The 19,556-nt window shown below is 63.1% G+C and carries 18 protein-coding genes and 1 tRNA gene; 11 read left to right on the top strand and 8 right to left on the bottom strand.

Features of this window, described 5'->3' with window-relative positions:
- Positions 1–24: 24 nt before the first annotated feature.
- A tRNA-Lys gene (locus A3M3_RS0121320) sits at positions 25–97 on the bottom strand.
- A 218-nt stretch (positions 98–315) separates the two neighbouring features.
- Here A3M3_RS0121320 and A3M3_RS0121315 point away from each other — a divergent pair.
- The 3 genes from A3M3_RS0121315 to A3M3_RS0121305 all read left to right on the top strand — a co-directional run bounded on the left by A3M3_RS0121315 (position 316) and on the right by A3M3_RS0121305 (position 2,845).
- Complete coding sequence (locus tag A3M3_RS0121315) at positions 316–975, top strand: hypothetical protein (RefSeq protein WP_028268035.1); 660 nt, start codon at positions 316–318, stop codon at positions 973–975.
- Positions 976–1,212: 237 nt separating this feature from the next.
- Complete coding sequence (locus A3M3_RS0121310; RefSeq protein WP_028268034.1) at positions 1,213–1,830, top strand: DUF47 domain-containing protein; 618 nt, start codon at positions 1,213–1,215, stop codon at positions 1,828–1,830.
- Position 1,831: 1 nt separating this feature from the next.
- Positions 1,832–2,845: an inorganic phosphate transporter gene (locus A3M3_RS0121305; RefSeq protein ID WP_028268033.1), complete on the top strand. Its 1,014-nt coding sequence runs from the start codon at positions 1,832–1,834 to the stop codon at positions 2,843–2,845.
- Positions 2,846–2,928: 83 nt separating this feature from the next.
- Here the strand turns inward: A3M3_RS0121305 and pstB are convergent, their stop codons facing one another.
- From pstB to pstS, 4 genes are all read right to left on the bottom strand, one after another.
- Positions 2,929–3,708, bottom strand: coding sequence for a phosphate ABC transporter ATP-binding protein PstB (gene pstB / locus A3M3_RS0121300; protein ID WP_028268032.1), 780 nt, complete (start codon positions 3,706–3,708; stop codon positions 2,929–2,931).
- Between the two features lie 48 nt (positions 3,709–3,756).
- Positions 3,757–4,866, bottom strand: a complete 1,110-nt coding sequence (gene pstA, locus A3M3_RS0121295; protein WP_028268031.1) for a phosphate ABC transporter permease PstA — start codon at positions 4,864–4,866, stop codon at positions 3,757–3,759.
- Complete coding sequence (gene pstC, locus A3M3_RS0121290) at positions 4,866–5,798, bottom strand: phosphate ABC transporter permease subunit PstC (protein WP_028268030.1); 933 nt, start codon at positions 5,796–5,798, stop codon at positions 4,866–4,868. Before pstC ends, pstA begins: the two co-directional genes overlap by 1 nt.
- A 139-nt stretch (positions 5,799–5,937) precedes the next feature.
- On the bottom strand, positions 5,938–7,056 hold the full coding sequence (pstS, locus tag A3M3_RS0121285) for a phosphate ABC transporter substrate-binding protein PstS (RefSeq protein ID WP_028268029.1): 1,119 nt from the start codon (positions 7,054–7,056) through the stop codon (positions 5,938–5,940).
- 282 nt (positions 7,057–7,338) lie between these two features.
- Here pstS and A3M3_RS0121280 point away from each other — a divergent pair, with 282 nt between their 5' ends.
- Positions 7,339–8,469 carry an FUSC family protein gene (locus A3M3_RS0121280; RefSeq protein WP_028268028.1) on the top strand — a complete coding sequence of 377 codons (1,131 nt, stop codon included), beginning with the start codon at positions 7,339–7,341 and terminating at the stop codon, positions 8,467–8,469.
- A gap of 39 nt (positions 8,470–8,508) precedes the next feature.
- A complete protein-coding gene (gene radA, locus A3M3_RS0121275) occupies positions 8,509–9,882 on the top strand; it encodes a DNA repair protein RadA (RefSeq protein ID WP_028268027.1) in 1,374 nt (457 codons plus the stop codon).
- Between the two features lie 125 nt (positions 9,883–10,007).
- Here the strand turns inward: radA and A3M3_RS0121270 are convergent, their stop codons facing one another.
- Positions 10,008–11,621, bottom strand: coding sequence for a peptide chain release factor 3 (locus A3M3_RS0121270; protein WP_028268026.1), 1,614 nt, complete (start codon positions 11,619–11,621; stop codon positions 10,008–10,010).
- A gap of 407 nt (positions 11,622–12,028) precedes the next feature.
- Between A3M3_RS0121270 and A3M3_RS0121265 the strand changes: the two genes are divergently transcribed.
- Positions 12,029–12,280 (top strand): hypothetical protein, encoded by a 252-nt coding sequence (locus A3M3_RS0121265; RefSeq protein WP_028268025.1) that lies wholly within the window; start codon positions 12,029–12,031, stop codon positions 12,278–12,280.
- Positions 12,281–12,514: 234 nt separating this feature from the next.
- Positions 12,515–13,591, top strand: a complete 1,077-nt coding sequence (gene disA / locus A3M3_RS0121260) for a DNA integrity scanning diadenylate cyclase DisA (RefSeq protein WP_028268024.1) — start codon at positions 12,515–12,517, stop codon at positions 13,589–13,591.
- 26 nt (positions 13,592–13,617) lie between these two features.
- Here disA and A3M3_RS0121255 read toward each other — a convergent pair whose 3' ends face one another.
- Positions 13,618–14,193: a hypothetical protein gene (locus A3M3_RS0121255; RefSeq protein ID WP_331280376.1), complete on the bottom strand. Its 576-nt coding sequence runs from the start codon at positions 14,191–14,193 to the stop codon at positions 13,618–13,620.
- Between the two features lie 216 nt (positions 14,194–14,409).
- Positions 14,410–15,543 carry a PucR family transcriptional regulator gene (locus tag A3M3_RS0121250; protein WP_028268022.1) on the bottom strand — a complete coding sequence of 378 codons (1,134 nt, stop codon included), beginning with the start codon at positions 15,541–15,543 and terminating at the stop codon, positions 14,410–14,412.
- Between the two features lie 310 nt (positions 15,544–15,853).
- Between A3M3_RS0121250 and A3M3_RS0121245 the strand changes: the two genes are divergently transcribed.
- The 4 genes from A3M3_RS0121245 to A3M3_RS0121230 all read left to right on the top strand — a co-directional run bounded on the left by A3M3_RS0121245 (position 15,854) and on the right by A3M3_RS0121230 (position 19,550).
- On the top strand, positions 15,854–16,285 hold the full coding sequence (locus A3M3_RS0121245; RefSeq protein WP_028268021.1) for a nuclear transport factor 2 family protein: 432 nt from the start codon (positions 15,854–15,856) through the stop codon (positions 16,283–16,285).
- Positions 16,282–17,139 (top strand): fumarylacetoacetate hydrolase family protein, encoded by an 858-nt coding sequence (locus tag A3M3_RS0121240; protein ID WP_051423453.1) that lies wholly within the window; start codon positions 16,282–16,284, stop codon positions 17,137–17,139. Before A3M3_RS0121245 ends, A3M3_RS0121240 begins: the two co-directional genes overlap by 4 nt.
- An 11-nt stretch (positions 17,140–17,150) precedes the next feature.
- Complete coding sequence (locus A3M3_RS26290; protein ID WP_081736982.1) at positions 17,151–18,521, top strand: MFS transporter; 1,371 nt, start codon at positions 17,151–17,153, stop codon at positions 18,519–18,521.
- A gap of 108 nt (positions 18,522–18,629) precedes the next feature.
- Positions 18,630–19,550 carry a VOC family protein gene (locus A3M3_RS0121230; RefSeq protein WP_197023348.1) on the top strand — a complete coding sequence of 307 codons (921 nt, stop codon included), beginning with the start codon at positions 18,630–18,632 and terminating at the stop codon, positions 19,548–19,550.
- The last annotated feature ends 6 nt before the right edge of the window (positions 19,551–19,556 follow it).

Here is a 19,556-nt window from a genome sequence, read left to right as displayed (position 1 = left end):
CCGAGTGGTTCCGGGGGTCTTGGGTGGGCCCTGTGGGGATCGAACCCACGACCCACGGATTAAAAGTCCGATGCTCTACCAACTGAGCTAAAGGCCCCTGCGGGCTGTAGAAACAGCCATAAATACTGTACCTCAAGCTTAGGGGCGTTTTGACACGGCCCGGCCCGCGGCGTTCTCCCCTCTTTTGAACCAATCGTCGACGACGACACGCGGCAGCCACGGCGTGTCAGGGCGCCGGCGGATTCAAACATGGGGAGGATGCGACAGGCTGCGGTCAGGAGTGCACGAGCGAAAGCACAGGAGTAGCGTTGGGGCATGAGCGAACAATCGGGACCTCCTGTATACGGCGGAGCAAATAGGCACCACAAGCCGAAACCCTTTGCGCCGATTGACTTCGAACCGTTCGCCGGTGGAGCGGACCCCGCGCGCGTGTCCGAAGCCGCGCACCTTGCTGCCCAGGCCCTCGTCCGGCGGGGCCGCGATAGCGACGACCCCAAGATCACCAGGCGCCTCGTGAAGCTCGCGGACGAGCAAGGTCTGGACGCCATCGCCGAAATGTGGGCCGAGAGCCCGGCGCGGTCCCTGCCCGGAGCGTTGTGGCGCCTCTACGCGCTGCGTGCGGCCACCATACAGAATTCCGAGCGCATCTCTGTGTACTTCAAGGCCGGCAGGGACACCGCCCAGGTTTCCCACGTGGTGGCGGGGGCCGCCGAGCCGCCGGGAGCCGACGAAATGAAGCAGATGGCGGACGCCATCCTTTCGGGAGCGTTCGACGGCGATTTCGACGTTGCGCTGGAACGCTCGGCCGCGTTTTGCCGCGTCGTCGCACTCGGCCAGGCCACCCTCGCAGACAGCGCAGAGCATTCAAACGAAGGCCATGCAAGCAAACTGACCCGGAATTCGCACCAGCTCGTGAAGACCGCAGAAGACCTTGAGCACGCGGCCAATGCATGGCGCCTGGGTGAGCTGGACTGACATGAAATATAAAGGTGAGGGGCGGGCAGAACACCCCGGCCGCCAGCTGTCAATGTTGACTTAGTTCGGCCGACGTAGAAAACTGAAACTGGTGTCGAACCGCGAAACCCCCGGGCTTCAACTTATAGCCGCTTCGAGCGGCCTACCGCCGAGAGGCGTATCCGGTTCGGCACCATTTTTATGCCCATCGGCGAAGACGCCACCCCATTCCCGTCCCTCCCGCCTACCGGAAGCCAAATGAAGCTGCGTCTCTTCCCCCAAGAACCCGCCGGGTTGCAGTTGTTGTCGCAAATGGCCCGCCAGATTCTTGAGGCGACAGGGACGCTTTCGGAGATCTTCGGAGCCCCCGTAGCGGAACACGAACGGCTGGTGGAGGAGTTGCACGAACACGAGGCGAAGTCCACCGACCTGCATTTCGCCTTGCTGACTCACATGCGCACCAGTTTCGTGAACCCGCTCCCCCGCGAGGACATGTACGCCCTTTCCCGTTTCCTCAACGAGGCGATGGAAAAGCTGGATGGCGCCGGTGAGCTCGTGGCACTCTACAAGCTGGACCGGGTGCCCAAACGCGCGGCGGACCAATTGGAGATCATCAGTCGCCAAGCGGAACTCACGGTTGATGCCATGCGCCAGCTGGATGATCTCGATGAGCTCGAGGACTATTGGATTGAGGTCCTCCGCCTGGCCAAACGGGCCGAACGCAGCCACCGTATATGGGTGGCCGAGATGCTCCGCGACATGAAGTCGGCCCAGTTCACAAGGAACCGCGATGTCGCCAACCAACTGGTGGACGTCACCAAGGACATGCGCCGCGTCGCCACCCAGGTGGGCAGCATCATCGTCAAGGAAGCATGAGGTGGCGGTCGCGTTCTTCGCCCTTGTGGTGGTACTGGCGGCTGGCTTCGCATTCCTGAACGGCTTCCGCGACGTCTCCACCGCCGTCGCGCTCTCCGTGCGGACACGCGCCCTCACTCCATCTGTTGCCGTCATCCTGGCGGCCGTTTTCAACTTTGCCGGCGTGCTGCTCAGCGGCGGTTTTGCGATGGTTTTCAGCCAGTCGTGGGTGCGTCTACCCTCAGGGACAACTGGGCTGATCGTGCTCATTTCAGGGCTGTGCAGCGCCATCCTTTGGGGAATCTACGCTTGGTGGCGTGGGGTGCCCCTCTCGTCGACCCATGCCCTGGTTGGGGGCTTGGTGGGCGCCGGAGTTGCAAGCGCCGTCATGGGAGGCAGCTCCGTCAACGGCGAGGACAATATTTTGCTGGGGCAGGTGATCTTGCCGCTGCTTTTGTCCCCCGTCGTTGCCTTCCTTGGCGCCTATCTTCTCGTCTGGCCTGTCACGTGGGCGGCGCGATACACCCAGCCTGATGTGGTGCACGGCCGTTTCCGTCATGCCCAATCCGTCTCGGCCGCCGCGGTTGCATTCGGCCACGGCTTGCAGGACGGGCAGCGAACCGTCGCAGTGTTAGTGCTCGGGGCTGTGGCCGCCGGAGTGTCAGAGCCTGACGCCCTCCCCGTCTGGGTCGTTCTCCTGACAGCTGTCATGCTCACGGCGGGGACGCTTTGCGGCGGCTGGCGCATCTCCTACACCCTCGGTTACAAACTGACCAGGGTGGATCCATTGCGGGGATTCATCGCCCAAAGCCTCACCTCGTTGATGCTTTTCGTCGGCGCCATCGGCCTGCACTTGCCGCTTTCCACCACTCACACCGTGACGTCGGCGGTGCTCGGGGCCGGAACCAACCAGAACTTTTCCGTCACCAACCGGCGCATGGTGCTGCGGATCCTGGGGTTCTGGGTGGCGACGCCCATCGTCACCGCCGCAGTCGCCTTTGTCTTGGGATTGGCACTTTCTCCCCTATCCCGCTGAGTTCAGGGAAACCCGCCAAACACGCAAAAGCCCGACGCCGGCGGTCACCTCGCAGTAGCCGCGACGTCGGGCTTTGGCGTCGTTTATCCGAAGCGGCCGGAGACGTAGTCTTCCGTCGCCTTCTGGGACGGATTGTTGAAGATGGTGGTGGTGTCTGCGAACTCGATGAGCTTGCCAGGCTTCCCGGTGCCGGCGATGTTGAAGAACGCCGTCTTGTCGGAAACACGCGCGGCCTGCTGCATGTTGTGGGTCACAATGACCACGGTGTATTCGTCTTTGAGCTCATTGATGAGGTCTTCGACGGCCAAAGTGGAGATGGGGTCCAGCGCGGAGCATGGCTCATCCATGAGGATGACCTGCGGTTCCACGGCGATGGCGCGGGCAATGCAGAGCCGCTGCTGCTGCCCGCCGGAGAGTCCTGAACCCGGCTTCTCGAGGCGGTCCTTGACCTCGTTCCAGAGGTTGGCGCCCCGCAGCGATTTCTCCACGAGGGCGTCCGCGGCACCCTTGCTGATCCTCTTGTTGTTCAGCTTCACGCCGGCCAGCACATTGTCGCGGATGGACATGGTGGGGAACGGGTTGGGCCGCTGGAAGACCATGCCGATCTGGGCGCGGACCGACACGGGATCCACACCGGGACCATAGAGGTTATCGCCGTCGAGCAACACTTCGCCTTCAACGCGGGCGCCGGGCAGCACTTCGTGCATGCGGTTCAGGGTCCGCAGGAAGGTGGACTTGCCGCAACCGGACGGGCCGATGAACGCCGTCACCGATTTGGCTTCGATGTTGATGTTGACGTCTTCAACGGCGAGGAAGCTGCCGTAGTAGACGTTCAGATCCTTGACGTCGATCCGCTTAGACATGGTGTTCCTTCGGTGCTGTGGTTGGAAGTTCGTGGAGAGCTTGGTAGCTCAACGGCCGGCCTTGGGGGCGAAGATCCGGGCGATCAGCCTGGCGCCCAGGTTCAGGAGCATCACCAGGATGATCAGTACCAGTGCGGCACCCCATGCCCTCTGGCTCGACGGGTCCGGGTTGGACGGTGAGGTCGGGTTCAGGATCTGCGTGTAGATGAACGTGGGCAGTGAGGCCATCCAGCCGCCGAACACGTTGTTGTTGATGGTTGTGGCAAAACCTGCGGTGACCAGGATCGGTGCTGTCTCGCCAATGACGCGGGCAATCGCCAGGGTGACGCCGGACGCGATGCCCGAGATCGCCGTCGGGATGACCACTTTGAGGATGGTGCGCCACTTGCGGACGCCCAGCGCGTAGGCAGCTTCACGGAGTTCGTTCGGCACGATCTTGAGCATTTCCTCGCTGGAGCGAACCACCACCGGGATCATCAGGACCGAGAGCGCGACGGCGGCAACCGCACCGGTCTTGGTGCCCGGGCCAACCACGGCGAAGAAGAAAGCCGCGGCAAAAAGACCTGCGACGATCGAGGGGATGCCGGTCATGACGTCAACGAAGAATGTGATGGCGCGGGCCAGGGTCCGGTCGTTGCCGTATTCCACCAGGTAGATTGCCGTCAGCAGGCCCACCGGCACCGAGATGACAGTGGCCAGGAGGGTGATCTGCACGGTACCCACGAGCGCGTGGTAGACGCCGCCGAGGACCTTCGTGCCTTGATCAACGCTCTTGTTGTCGAGGGCTCCTGTGACGCCGTTCATTGATGTCGTCAGGAAGCCGGGGGTAATGATGCCTGGGATGCCATTGACCAGGACGGTCCAAATCACCGAAATCAGCGGCAGCAGGGCCACGAGGAACGAGCCGACAATAAGGCACGTGGCAAGCTTGTCTCTCGCCTTGCGAGCCCCTTCCACGGCAGCGCTCCAGCCGACCAGACCGATCGCAAAGAGGATGGCGGACACGACGCCCCAACCGAAGGCATTGAAACCGATCAGCGCAAGGATCGCTGCGCCGAGGACCAAGGCAACAACCAAGACGACGTACGGTGCGAAGGCGGGCAACTGACCCTTGGTCAGGGCAGAGCGTTTGCGCGCCACGGGGGCTGTGACAGTCATTAGTTGGCTCCCGAAAATTCTTTGTGCCGGGTGATGATCCAGCGTGCAATCATGTTGACACCGAGGGTGATGACGAACAATACCAAACCGGCAGCGATCAAAGTGCTGACCTTGAGTCCGCTGGCTTCGGGGAAGTTCAAAGCGATTTCCGCGGCGATGGTCTGGTTGCCGGACTGGATCAGGCTCGCGGTCAGGACGCCGGAGGAGAGGACCAGCGCGACGGCCATCGTCTCGCCAAGTGCACGGCCGAGGCCCAGCATGATGGCGCTCACGATGCCGGGGCGGCCAAAAGGCAGAACAGCCATCTTGATCATTTCCCAACGCGTCGCACCGAGGGCCAGCGCGGCTTCCTCATGGAGCTTGGGGGTCTGCAGGAAGATTTCCCGCGACAAGGAAGTGATGATCGGGAGGACCATGACGGAGAGGACAATGCTCGCGGTCAGGATGGTCTTGCCGGTAGCCGAAGCAGGGCCCTGAAAGATCGGCAGCCAACCCAAGTTGCTGGCAAGCCAGCCATAGGCGGGCGAAATCTGCGGGGCAAGGAAGGCCGCACCCCAAGCACCGTAGACCACCGAGGGAATAGCGGCGAGGAGGTCCACCACGTAGCCGAGGCCCGAGGCGAGCTTGCGGGGCGCGTAGTGCGAGATGAACAACGCGACGCCGATGGCAACGGGGGTGGCGATGACAAGCGCGATGACCGCGGCAATCAGGGTCCCCACCACGATCGGCCAAATGTAGGCGAAGAAGCCTTGGCCGCCCTGGATGTCAGCAGGCGGAGCCACGAGCGCAGGGATGGCCTGGACTACAAGGAAGAGTGCGACGCCGAAGAGAACCGCGAGGATCAGGCATCCCGCGGCCAAGGTGGCCCCGGAGAAGACCTTGTCCCCGGCGCGTCCGGCACCTTGGGAAGTGGTCAAGGAGTTGGTGGTCACTTCACGATCCTTCAGGTTCACTCAAAAATGGCCAAGTTCCCCGCCCCGCCCGGTGATGTTTCACCAGCGCGGGACGGGGAACTTCGATATTCAGCGTAGTGGTACCACCGTACGCGGCACCACTACTCCGTTGTGGTCCTTAGGCCTTGGCCTTGATGGAGTCAACAGCGGCCTTTGCCTTGTCCTGCAACGCCTTGGAGAGCGGGGCGGACTTGGCGGAACCGGCGGCAGCCTGCTGGCCGGCGTCGGAGACTACGTAGCTCTCGAATGCCTTGACCAGGTCAGCGGTTTCCTGCTTGTCGTAGGTGGTGCAGACGACGTGGTAGGAAACCAGCACGACCGGGTATGCCGAGGAATCCGTGATGGTGCGGTCAAGCTTGATGGAAAGGTCGCCGGTGGTGCGGCCGGCAACGGGCTTGCCGAGTTCAACGGCCTTGGCGGCAGCGTCAGCGGAAATCTTCACGAAGTCCGAGCCAACCTTGATCTGCGCGGTGCCGAGCTTGCCGGAAACTGCGGAGTCGTCGGCGTAGGTCACGGCACCCGGGGTGTCGGTGACGGTCTTGACGACGCCGGAGGTGCCCTTGGCGTTCTCGCCCTTCAAGGATGCAGGCCACAGGCCAGCAGCCTTGTCGGTCCAAACCGAGGGAGCAGCAGCTGCCAGGTAGTCCGTGAAGTTCTGGGTGGTGCCGGAGTCATCCGAACGGTTCACCGGGGTGACCTTGAGGTCCGGAAGCGTGACGCCGGCGTTCAGGGCGGCGATTGCGGGATCGTTCCAGTTGGTGATCTGGCCGCGGAAGATCTTAGCAACCGTGGTGGCGTCGAGCTTCAAGTCCTTGACGTTCGGGATGTTGAAGGCGACGGCGATCGGGGAGATGTACACCGGGATGTTGATGGCGCCATCGGGGCCGCACTTGGTCTTGGAGCTGGCCAGTTCGGCGTCAGTCAGGTAGGCGTCGGAGCCTGCGAACTGGGCCGAGCCGTCGAGGATGGCCTTGCGTCCTGCGCCGGAACCATCCGGGGAATACTGCACGGTGGCGCCTGCGTTGGCGGAAGCGAAGTTGGTCTTCCAGGCGTCCATTGCGGCGCCCTGCGCCGAGGAGCCGATACCTGTCAGCGTGCCGGTGACCTTAACGCCTGCAGTGGTCTGAGTTGCCGCCGGGGTGTTGGTTGCGTTGTCCGAACCGCAAGCGGTCAGCGCAAGGGCGCCGACTGCGAGGACCGCGATTGCCGCGTTGCGGCCGAAGCGAGTTGCCTTCACTAGGATGTACCCCTTCCAGGGATTCTCTGATGCGTGCCGAGGGAGAATCGGCATAAAGAAGATTTGCGTACGTGTTTGTACCTTTATTGACGGTAGGAGCCGCAGGTAACGGAATCGGCGGTCCAAAGTGAATGGAAGGTTAACGACGGGTGACGATTGACTTACATGCCCAGCGTTGCCCTTGCGCTTGGCGCGCCACAAGGGATTATGTGACACCTCTCACCCGCGGGTCCCCCTCGGGCCGAGCCGACCCCGATGCGATCTCCTGAATAGACTTGAGCCATGGCCGCCCCTCAAGGACTTTCAGCAAGCAAGAAATTCCTGCGGGCGCGGCTGCGCACAGGCTTCGTCCGCAGTCGGAACTCGCTGGTTCCGGCCGTCCAGATGACGGTGTGCGCCGTGGGCGCCTACGCGTTCGCTGAGTACATTTTGGGGCACTCGGGGCCGCTTTTCGCGGCTACCTCGTCACTGATCGCGCTCGGCTTCTCGCGGGATCCACGGCTTCGCCGGGTCGTGGAGGTGGGGCTTGGGTGCACCCTCGGGATCGTCGTCGGCGATTTGCTCCTCCACTGGCTGGGTTCGGGGATCTGGCAGGCCGCCGTCGTCCTTCTTTTCTCCATCCTGTTGGCACGATTCCTGGACAGTGGCTCCATTTTCACCACCCAACTGGGCCTGCAATCACTGCTCGTGGTGCTGCTGCCTGCGCCGGCCGGCGGACCTTTCACACGGAGCATCGACGCCGTGGTGGGCGGGGTTTTCGCCCTGCTCGTCACCATGCTGGTCCCCAAGGACCCGCGCAGGGAGCCTCGCCAGGACGTCCGCAAACTCCTCCACGAGCTCTCGGAGGTGCTCCGCGAGTGTGCCGAAGCATTGATCAACAGCGACTCGACCCAGGCGTGGCACGCTCTCATCCGGGGGCGGAATTGCCAGCCCCTGGTGGACCGCATGCGCCAATCCCTCAAGGCGTCAGGCGAGGTGGCGACGATCGCTCCCGCGTATCGGCGGCACCGCGACGAGCTGACCATGCTTGCGGAATCGCTGGATTCCATCGACCTAGCACTCCGCAACGGCCGGGTGTTCGCCCGGCGGCTCACCAGCGCCATCAACCATGCCGCCTTGACGGACGAAGCCACGGACAGCATCTCGGAAGTGCTGTTGGACACCTCCGCGGCCGTCGAGGAACTATCGCTGGGCCTTGCGGAAGTGCACGACGGCGCCCGACGCGCCCACCTGCGCGGTGCGCGGCAGGACTTGGCGGACATTTCCACCCGGCTGCACCCCAAAATGCTCCACGTCCAAAAGCTCGAGGGCGAAACGGTGGTGATGCTCTTCCGCCCGCTCATGGTGGATTTGCTCGAAGCCGCGGGCATGGACCCCCGGGAGGCGAGAGACATACTTCCCGAGCTGCAGTGAGGAGCTTGACTGTCCTACCCCTCCACTAGCCTTGTACGCATGGCTTCCAAGACCTCACGCACTTCCAAAACACCCGCGTACAAGTGTGCCGAATGCGGGTGGAGCACGGTCAAGTGGGTGGGTCGCTGCGGCGAGTGCCAGGCGTGGGGCACCGTGGAGGAAACAGGAACCACGGTTGCGCGTACGACGGCGGCAACAACGGTTCTGGAGCCGGCCCGCCGCATTGCCGAGGTAGACGGGACCACGGCGGCGTTCCTGCCCACTGGTGTCGACGAACTGGACCGCGTCCTGGGTGGCGGGCTCGTCCCGGGCGCGGTGATCCTGCTTGCCGGGGAGCCCGGCGTCGGGAAATCCACCCTCTTGCTGGATGTCGCAGCGAAATTCGCCCGCACGGGGCAGGACGTCCTGTATGTCACAGGCGAGGAATCGGCCGCCCAGGTCAAACTCCGCGCGGAACGGATTGACGCGGTCGCGCACAGCCTCTATCTCTCGGCGGAAACGGACCTCGGGCAGGCGCTGGGGCAAGTGGAGAAACTTGAACCGAAGCTGTTGATCGTGGACTCCGTGCAGACGCTCAGCAGCGCCGACGTCGAGGGCAGCGCGGGCGGTGTGTCACAGGTCCGGGAAGTGGCTGCGTCCATTATCGCTGCCGCGAAGCGCCGCGGCATGACCACCCTTCTCGTGGGACATGTGACGAAAGACGGCTCCATTGCCGGCCCGCGTCTCCTTGAGCACTTGGTGGACGTGGTGTGCCAGTTCGAAGGCGAGCGCCATTCCCGGCTCCGCTTGTTGCGCGCGGTCAAGAACCGTTACGGGGCCACGGACGACGTCGGCTGCTTCGACCTGAACGAAGCCGGCATCGAAGGCCTCGCCGATCCCAGCGGCCTCTTTGTTTCACGGACGCGGGAGCCCGTTTCCGGTACCTGCATCACCGTGACCATGGAAGGCCGCAGGCCGCTGCTGGCCGAGGTTCAGTCGCTCCTGGCCGAAAGTGCCAGCTCACAGCCGCGCAGGGCCACCAGCGGGTTGGACAGTTCGCGCGTCGCCATGCTCCTGGCCGTACTCCAACAGCGGGCCGGCTGCATCCTGCACAAGGACGACTCCTACGTTGCCACCGTCGGAGGAGTGAAGTTGAGCGAACCTGCCACCGACCTCGCCGTCGCGCTTGCCGTGGCCTCGGCAAAGGCCCGGAAGGCGCTGCCGCAGAGGTTGATCGCCTTCGGCGAGGTTGGCCTTGCCGGGGAAGTCCGCCCCGTTCCAGGGATCAACCAGCGCATCCACGAGGCCCAGCGGCTTGGTTTCACGCATGCCGTGGTTCCCGCCAGCCCCAACGGGCCGGGCCCGATCCCGGAAGGCTTCTCGGTCCGCGAAGTGGCACATCTGGCCGAGGCCTTGGAACTGCTGATCACTTAGCGGCAGATAGCCCCACCACTGGACATGCCCCCTGCACGAACCAAGGAGTGGACATAACAGCATTATGTCCACTCCTCGGCTGATACGAGGGGCATGTCCAGAGGGATTGCGGTGCGGTTGGAGGACTATTTCGCGGGGTTGTGCGTGCCGATCGGCAGCAGCGTGAGGTTCGGGTGGTTCTTCTCGATCCGGCGCAGCGCCCAGACGTCGTTGAATAACGCCAGGTATTCGCCGTCGGACCGCAACAGCACCTCAGCGCCAGGGACGTTCGCGAGCGCGGGCATGGCATCCGCCGTCGAGATCCTCGCCATCGAGTACGGGAGGCGCTCCAAGCGCATCGGGGCGTTGAAGTCGTGGGCCATGCGGTCCTCCACCACTTCGAACTGCATGGGACCGACAGCGGCGAGCACCGGCGCCTGGTCCCCACGGACGTCGGAGCGGAGCACTTGAATGACGCCTTCGTGCTCAAGTTGCTCGATCCCGCGGCGGAATTGCTTGAAGCGGCTGGGATCCTGGGACCTGGCCACCTGGAAATGTTCGGGCGCAAAAAGCGGGATGGCGGGGAATTCCACGGGCTCTTCCAGGAACAGGCTGTCCCCTACGCGCAGGGATGACGCGTTCACCAAGCCAACAACATCGCCGGGGTAGGCTTCGTCGATGACTTCGCGTTCACGCCCGAACACCTGCTGGGCGTACTTGGTCGCGAAGGACTTCCCGGTACGGGTCTGCGTGACCACCATGCCACGCTCAAAGACGCCGGAACACACGCGGATGAACGCGACGTGGTCACGGTGGGCCTTGTTCATGCCGGCCTGGACCTTGAAGACAAAACCAGCGAAGGGCGCGTCGACGGAACGGGGTTCGCCGTCGATGTCCGGCCGGGGCGCGGCCGGAGGCGCGAAATCCACCAATGCGTCCAGGATTTCCTTGACCCCGAAGTTCAACGCTGCCGAGCTGAAGAGGATAGGCGTCGCCGTTCCTGCGTGGAAGCTTTCCACGTTGAATTCAAGGTTCGATTCGATCACCAGCCCGGCTTCGTCGACGGCGTCGCTCCAGTTGTTGCCCTGCGTTTCCGCTGCTTCTTCCGGGGTGAAGTACTCAGTGATGGCGATGTTGGCGCCGGCGTTGTTACGGGCGAACCGGGCGAAGCGGTCATTGCGCAGGTCCCAGACTCCACGGAAGTCGCCGGAAATGCCCACAGCCCAGGTCAGCGGCATGGGTTGGAGGCCGGTACGTTCTGTGATTTCGTCCATCAGCGCGAGGGCGTCCAGGCCCGGCCGGTCCCATTTATTGATGACGGTGATGATGGGCAGGTTCCGCTGTTTGCAGACCTCGAAGAGCTTCATGGTCTGCGTTTCCAAGCCCTTCGCGGCATCCACCAGCATGACGGCGCAGTCAACGGCGGCCAGGACCCGGTAGGTGTCCTCGGAGAAATCGGCGTGACCCGGGGTATCCAGCAGGTTGATCACGGTGTCCCGGTAGGAGAACTGCAAGGCCGCGGAGCTGATGGAAATACCGCGGTCCTTTTCCATCTGCATCCAGTCCGAAACGGTTTCCTTGCGGTTGGCCTTGCCACTCGACGCACCTGCGGTGCCGATGACTTTGGCATGCAGGGCGAGGGCCTCCGTCAGCGTGGACTTGCCCGCGTCAGGGTGCGAAATGACCGCAAAAGTCCGACGCCGGGACGCCTGGTGGTGAATTTCCTGGACTCGGGCGGGGCTCAGGACTTCTTGGGACACGGTGCTACTTTCGCTGCGATCTGGGCGTTGCCCGCACTGAAGAACGACGGGCCATGCGTGGGATGGAGGCTGGATCCGGGCCCGTTGCCGGCCGGGGCCAACGCAGGGAGCGGCACGGTTGCGCGCCAGCCAAGGTACTAAGTTTATCCCAGCCCGCCAAGCTGGCCGAAGGCGGCGTCTAAAAGGCACGGCGGGAGGACGGCATTCAGATGTCTATGCCGGCATATCCGATAGAGGATCGGCGTGCTTGCGGCGATAGGTGAGCGAGCGTTTGCCTCCCTAGCGACGCTCGCTCACCTATGAGCTCTTTTTCGCCCACGCTCGCTCACGTCCTGTATCGAAGGCAGCGTTTAACAGGATTGAAACGAGGTGCACAAACCTCGGAAATCACCGGCCGATAGTTTGAAATGGTGAAACCGGGAAATGACTTGTTCTACGATCCCCTCGGCCCCTCCTCCGCCGCGAACGCCGGCCCGAATTCCAGTGCGGCCAGGGACTGGCCCCAACAGGGACGCCGCCCGGAAACCAGTGCAAGCGGAACCGGCGTTCCCGGAAGGCAATCACATCCGGACACCGGAAAGGCTGCGGCCAGGGAAGCAGCACTCTTGAGCGTACGACGCGACCTTGAGCGGCTCGCCCGGCTTCGGATGACTCCCTGAGCTTCGGGGAACCCGGCGCAAAGTGGTGGTCTGGCTGCCGCCGTCGAACGCGTTTCAAGGCCCTCGTCACGTAACCTTCTTTGGGGCACTTTAAGGCTTGCCTGTGCGGTTCTTGCCGGTCAATACCTCTATCATTGAGCTTGCGGGAAACCAAGTATTTTGATCCTGTCGGCTCACTGCTGAAGACCGGCACACTTGCGGGCACGATTGCCTGCACCTTTGAAGGGAACACCTATGGCTCGGAGCCCCGAAGAATCGCTCAAGGCGACTCTGGGCAGGGTGGCCCCCGGAACGCCGCTGCGCGACGGCCTGGAACGTATCCTCCGCGGGCGCACTGGCGCCCTGATCGTGCTGGGAACGGACCGGACCATCGAGTCGATCTGTTCCGGCGGCTTTGAAATCGGCATCGACTTCTCCCCGACCCGGCTGCGTGAGCTCGCGAAGATGGATGGTGCCATCATTTGCGACAAGGACGCCGGGAATATCCTTCGTGCCGCGGTCCAGCTTGTGCCGGACTCCAGCATCGAGACCCAGGAGTCCGGGACGCGCCATCGGACAGCGGAGCGCGTGGCCATCCAGACCGGAGTACCGGTGATTTCGGTCAGCCAGTCCATGCAGATCATCGCCCTGTATGTCAACGGCTTGCGCCATGTGCTGGAAGGCTCCGAGAAGGTCCTGGCACGCGCCAACCAGGCCCTCGCAACCCTTGAACGCTACAGTGCCCGTTTGGACCAGGTCACCAGCGCCCTCTCGGCCCTCGAGATCGAGGCCATGGTCACCGTCCGGGATGTGGCCGTCACCCTCCAGCGCCAGGAAATGGTCCGGCGTATCGCCGAGGAAATCTCACAGTATGTCCTTGAACTGGGCGAAGACGGCAGGTTGCTGTCCTTGCAGCTGGAAGAGCTCACCACTGGTCGCGGCCCGGGCAGCGACGTGATCATCCGCGATTACGCCGGTGCCGACGCCTCGCCGGACGAGATCGACGGCGCAGTCCAGGCTCTTCTGGAGCTTGGCCCCACCGAGCTGATTGATCTGGGCAAGATTTCCGGCATCATCGGTTTCGCCGGGGGCTTGGACGTGCTCGACGCCGGGGTACAGCCCCGCGGATACCGCCTCCTGTCCGGGCTGAAGTCGGTTCCGAAGGCCGTGGCCGACCGTTTGGTGGAACATTTCGGCGGACTCCAGAACCTCATGGCCGCTACTATCGACGACCTCATGACCGTGGACGGCATAGGCGATCAGCGCGCCCGGACCGTTCGCGAAGGGCTCAGTCGCATGGCTGAAGCCAGCCTGCTGGACAGGTTCCTTTAGCCGGCACAGGCTCCTTGCTCCCGCCTTTAGCTGAGTTGGAAGACGGCCTTGGTGCTCGCCTTGTTCCCCAGCATGGCTTTGAATGTGTAATACGCGCCGCCAGCGCCGGGCTTGGCTGAGACCACGCCACAGCCCTCCGTTGTCCGGTTCCGTTGCCACACGAAATTGGCCGTCTCGCTCTTGCCCGGATCAATCTGCTTCACGAGGTCCTCGCCCTTCGCCTGGCAGTCCTTCGAGGAGAAAATCCGGTCCTCGCCACTCGTCACCAAGAACTCCATCTGGGAGGTCCCCACATTCACTTGGCATGGGGCGGACCCGCCGTTGGTGATCTTCATGCTCAGCACCGGGTTCTGCCCGGCCGCATAGGAAGGCTGGTCCGTCGACGCGGTTACCGTCACCAGGTTGAGGTCGCAGACCGGGGTGGGCGCAGGCGTTGTGGTGGCGGCCACAGTGGGAACCACCTGCGGGGCCTGGGCCGCTGCAGCTCCGCTCGGGTCATTCTTGGAGGCGCCGGAATCGGCGTTGCTCGCACGCGAGGAAGTCATGGCCATAATCCCGGCTACGAGCATCGCCAAGACCACCAGCAAGGCACCAAAAACCACTAGCCTCCGACGGCGGTACACGGCAGGGCTCGGCCGGCGCCTTTGCGGATTTGCGGCACCCTGCGGTCGGTTTGCGCTTGAGTTCCGGGCAGGGCCTTTCGCCGACGGCGACGTGCGCGCGTTTGACGGTGGCTTGCCCTGGTTGACCATACTTCTAGGCTAGGCAACGCCGGGCCTGCTTGGGGCCGCACCACGCCGCCGCGGCCCGATTAGAGGCTAGTTTCCGTCGATCCGACTGTCGGCAGCCAGTAAGGAGATCATCAAACCGTCGAACGTCCGCGCGTCCCAACCGGTGAGATCCTTCCATCGCTCCAAGCGGTACGCCATAGTGTTCGGGTGGACATGCAGCGCGTTGGCGCTCAAGGTCACGGAGAACCCGGACTGGGCAAAGCTCCGCACAGCTTCGACCAAGTGCGGCTTTTCGGCCACCAGCTCCCTCCCTTCAACGACCAGCGGTAGCAGTCTTTCCCGCTCGCTGCGCAACAGGGCCTCCCACCATCCGGTCGCGAAGAGACGAACCGGCTGCTCCGAGGTGGCTATGGCCAGAGCCAATCGAGCGTCGACGATCGACTCGGCCGCCCCCTCGAGTCCGCGGCGATCTATCCCAACGCCAAGTCTCACCGCGGGAAGCCGCTCGCGGAACCGGGCGGCAAACCGCGTAAGGTCAGTTCGTTGAGTAAGCGCCACCACAGTGTCCTCATGAAGAATCAACACCGCAGTGCCCGGGAGGGCGCTGACGACGCTGCGAACTGTCATCAGATCCTCTGTCACGGTGTCCGTGACTATCGCGCTGAAGGTGGCATTGACGTCGAACCCGAGTGCGGTGGCGATCTCCCCAGTCTCGGCGCCAAGACTTCCCGCCATCAAACGATCAACGAGCCGTTGCTGCAGGACCACTTCGCGTCCAACGGCCGCCTGGCTTACCGAGGCATGGGCTTCAGCAATCGCCGGAGTCAGGAGCCCCACGTTCTCCCACATGAGCGTGACGAGTTCAGGTAGGTAGGGGCGCTCCTCTGGCGTGGCTAGCTTATCGAGCAGCTTCCAGGTCTCACGGCTGCCGATGAAGAATGCGCCAATTACGGCCTCGACGCTGACTCCTTGCGCCGCGCGGAGCCTCCCCAGCGCGGCGGCCCGCCCAACCTCGACGGCGGTAGGCGTCCGGCGCTCCCCCAGTAGTGTGACCGTCTGGAATTGCTGTTCGCCGACATGCTGCACATGGTCCTCAAAGGGAACCACGCCATATGCCGGAACTTCGAACCGGATCTTCCGGGTTATCGCTTGGGCAATCGCCTCTTGGTCAGCCAATGCCCGGGAGCAGAGATCTGCCGTGTACATTTGTGCGCTCTTCACAGCATGCTCCTCGTTCGGATGGTGCCACACTATCCGACCTTGTGGTTTTCACAGATAATTACTCAAAATACCGCCAAATCTTAGCGAAAGCCATGAAGACTTGTAGGTGATTCACACATAGGCTTGAGACATCCGTTACGGAGGGTGACGGGAAACACCATCACGTTGGACATGGGGAGCCAGCAGCGGCCCATATGTAACGGATGCCATCCGGCGGATCTGGGCCGGCCTTTCCAGGCCGATGCCTTCCTCAGGGGCTACCACTCTCCGGGCACCGCAACCCCGCAATCCGGACCACGACAGGAGAACCATGTCAACGACGACAGGAACCACGCCAGCGAATGAACTGGCCACTGCACACTTCACCGCCGAGCAGCTGATCCTATGCCATTACCGGAACATCGATACGGGCCGGGCAACGGCTTCCGTTGAGTTGTTCGCACCCAACGCAGTCGTGACCGCTGCAGGACACACGACACATGGGCTTGAAGAACTTGCCCGCTCATTGGGCCGGAGAGAGGCACAAACCGAGCGGGTCACCCAGCACGTCATCACCAACCTCGCGGTGCTTGAGGCATCTCAGGGACGGATCCTCGCCACCGGGGTGCTCACCCGCTACGCCCGGGGATCGCATTCCCTGCTTGAACGTGTGGCCCGCTTTGAGGCTGAGCTTGTCAGGTTCGAAGACTCATGGCTCATTGCCGCCATGGCACCCGACGAAGCCAGTGCGGTGGCATTGTGATATATGGCTCCAGCCCCCAGGGCATCGTCCGCCGCGGCGTCTCCGGCGTCGAACTCCTCGACACGGCGTTCGCTGACCTCGGATCCGCACTGGTCGCGGGCATCACGCGGGAAGAACTCGACTCAGCGTCGGTAGTGGACGTCTTGCATGAGGACAATGATCTCCTGGCACCTGTGCCCGCACTGACGGGGAACGTTTGGGCCCTCGGCCTGGCGTACCAAGACCACGTCAATGAGGCAAAGTCTGCGGTATCCAGAGAGGCACCGGCCTACCCCCCGGTGTTCCTCAAAGCAGCATCCTCCATTACGGCCCAACGCATGCCGATCTCCCTTCCGAAAATCGCACCCGATGAAGTTGACTACGAAGGCGAGATAGCCGTGGTCATCGGCAAGTCCGGGCACCGTATCCCCGCCAACGACGGCTGGGATTATGTCTTCGGCATCACCGCGGCGAACGACGTCTCGGCCAGGGACGTGCAGTTCGGACGATTCACATCCGGCATGCTCGATGTGATGAAGGCGAAAAGCTTTGACACCTTCACCCCGCTCGGCCCGTGGGTGGTAACCCCTGAGGAATTCGCCAACCGCGACGACATCGGGCTGGCCACCTACGTCAACGGCGAGCAGCGGCAGTCGGCACGGTCCAGCTCGTTGTTCTGGACCATCCCCGAGATCATCGCCTTCGTCTCCCAGTTCACCACCCTGTCCCCCGGTGATGTGATCCTCACCGGGACGCCCGGAGGAACCGGCCGGGCTCGGCAGCAGTTCCTCAAGGCCGGAGACGTAGTGCGGGTCGACGTCGAGCTCGTAGGATCGCTCATCAACCCCGTCGCCGGCCCAGACTACTCGAACTGAAAAGGAGCGTCATGAATACCAGCCAGACCCCGCAGGCGGAAAGCTCAAAACAGCTCCGCAAGGTACTCATCTCCAGCTACCTCGGCACAATGCTCGAGTACTACGACTTCCTTCTCTACGGCACAGCGGCCGCCCTTGTCTTCGGACCTGTCTTCTTCGCAAATCTAAGCCCCATCGCCGGGACCATCGCCTCGTTGGGAACCTTCGCGGTCGGCTACATCGCGCGCCCGCTCGGTGCCGTGATCTTCGGTCACTTCGGTGACAAGTTTGGGCGCAAACGCGCACTCCTGGCTTCGATGTGGATCATGGGCCTCGGATCCTGCCTTATCGGCGTCATCCCGAGCAGTGCGGCCATCGGTTCCTGGGCTGCGATCATCCTTATTCTGTTGCGCGTGGTCCAGGGCATCGCCATGGGGGGCGAATGGGGCGGAGCTGCCTTGATGGCCCTCGAACATGCGGAGACCAAGAAGCGTGGCTTCCAGGCCGCTTTCACCAATGCAGGGGGACCAAGCGGTTCCGTGCTGGCAACGGTCGCCATGGCCTTGGTTGCGCTCCTTCCGGAGCAGCAGTTCATGAGCTGGGGGTGGCGTTTGCCCTTCCTCGCCTCCGCTGCCATGCTCGTGCTCGGTATCTACATGCGCCGGCAGATCGATGAAACACCGGTGTTCAAAGCCGCGATCTATCACCAAGAGAAGAAGCTCAAGGAGGCCGCGCCGATAGTCGAGGTCCTCAAGCGACCTAAAACCGTCATTCTGGTGGCTCTTGCGATCATCGGTTCCAGCGGGATGCAAACCGCGTTCTCGACATTCGGCGTCACCTACGCCGTCCAGAACGGCGGCGACCGGACACAAGTGCTGATGGCTTTTGCTATCGCATGGTTCTTCGCAATCTTCCTCACGCTTGGTTATGCCAAGCTTTCGGACCGGTTGGGTCGCCGTCCCGTGCTCATCTTTGGCATGGCGACCTTGGCCTTAAGCGTCTACCCCCTGTTCACTCTGCTCGGCCGGGGAACGTTTGGTTCGGTTGTGGTCGCGTTCATCATCTTCGCGGTATTCCACTCCGCAACCTATGGCCCGCTGGCGGCATTCCTTCCGGAACAGTTCAGTACTCGCAGCCGCTACACGGGCGCTTCCTTGAGCAACCAGCTCTCCACGCTCTTGGGCGCCGGCTTCACGCCCGTGATCCTGGGGTCGCTTGTCGCAGCCAACGGCGGTTCGATCGTGCCGGTAGCGATCTACATGGCTGCCATGTGCGCCATCAGCATCACATTCCTGCTGATCCTCCGTGAGTCGAAGGACAACGACCTTGAGACCGTAGGCACCGTGCCTCTACCTGCCGAAGTCCGGACCCCGACTCCGATGGGCTCAGAGACGATCTCCTGACAACAGAACCAGGTTGAGGCCAGCCGCCGCAACGGCGAGCAGCCCCGTCCATTATGGGAAAACATGAAAATCGCCGCGCTCCTGCGGCCAGAACTTAAAGGTGAAGAGATGATTCTTGATATCGGGCATGTAGCCCTCCAGGTCGCTGATGTCGATGCCGCAGCCCATTTCGCGGTGGAAGTCCTGGGCATGCACGAAACCGAGCGCACCGAGCACTCGTCGTACCTGACCATGACAAGTTCATATCCCTCAATGGGCAGGGTCTGCCCTCATCATGTGATCGAATACCGGCAGGGGCCGGAGACGGCACTCGACCATGTCGGCTTGATCGCCGAGGACGAGGCATCACTTGACGAGGCTGCACGCCGTGCAGTTGCCCATGGGGCGACGCTCCTGGGCGACGGCCCGGCTCCGGGGATAAAACGAGCAGTACGAATCGCCGCGCCGAGCGGCCACGTGTTCTGGCTGTACGTGGCCATGGACAAGGTAGACGTCGACGACGCCGAACACGGAGTGCGTCCGCAGCGACTGGGACATGTGAATCTGTGGGCCCAGGATGTACCTGCCCTCGTGCAGTTCTGGGTTGATGCGTTCGGATTCAAGATTTCTGACTGGATCCGTGACCCGGAGAGCGGCGAGTGGGCCGGCTTCGCTCGCTGTCACCTTGAGCACCACACCCTCGCTGCGGCACAGGCCCCGGTTGACGGCATCTACCACTACGCGCTGGAGCTTTCGAGCGTCTCCGAGATTGCCAGGCTTGGCGACCTTCTGGGGCGCCGCCGCGAGGGGTTCCTTTGGGGGCCGGTGCGCCACGGCGCCGGTGACAACGTCGCCGCATACCTGGTCGGGCCTGGCGGGGTCACCGTCGAGGTCTACGCGGACATGCAGAAGATCAGCGATCCGACCTGGGAACCGCGAGTGTGGACGGACGCTGAGCTGCCAACTGGGGCCAATACCTGGGGACCGCAGGGCGGCGCGTCGCGCATGGCCTTCAAATCCGGCCTGGCCAAGCTGCCTGCATCGCGCTGAACCGCA

It is taken from the genome of Arthrobacter sp. MA-N2 (assembly GCF_000517125.1).
Lineage (GTDB): Bacteria > Actinomycetota > Actinomycetes > Actinomycetales > Micrococcaceae > Arthrobacter > Arthrobacter methylotrophus.
This window is presented reverse-complemented; position numbering and strand designations above follow the sequence as displayed.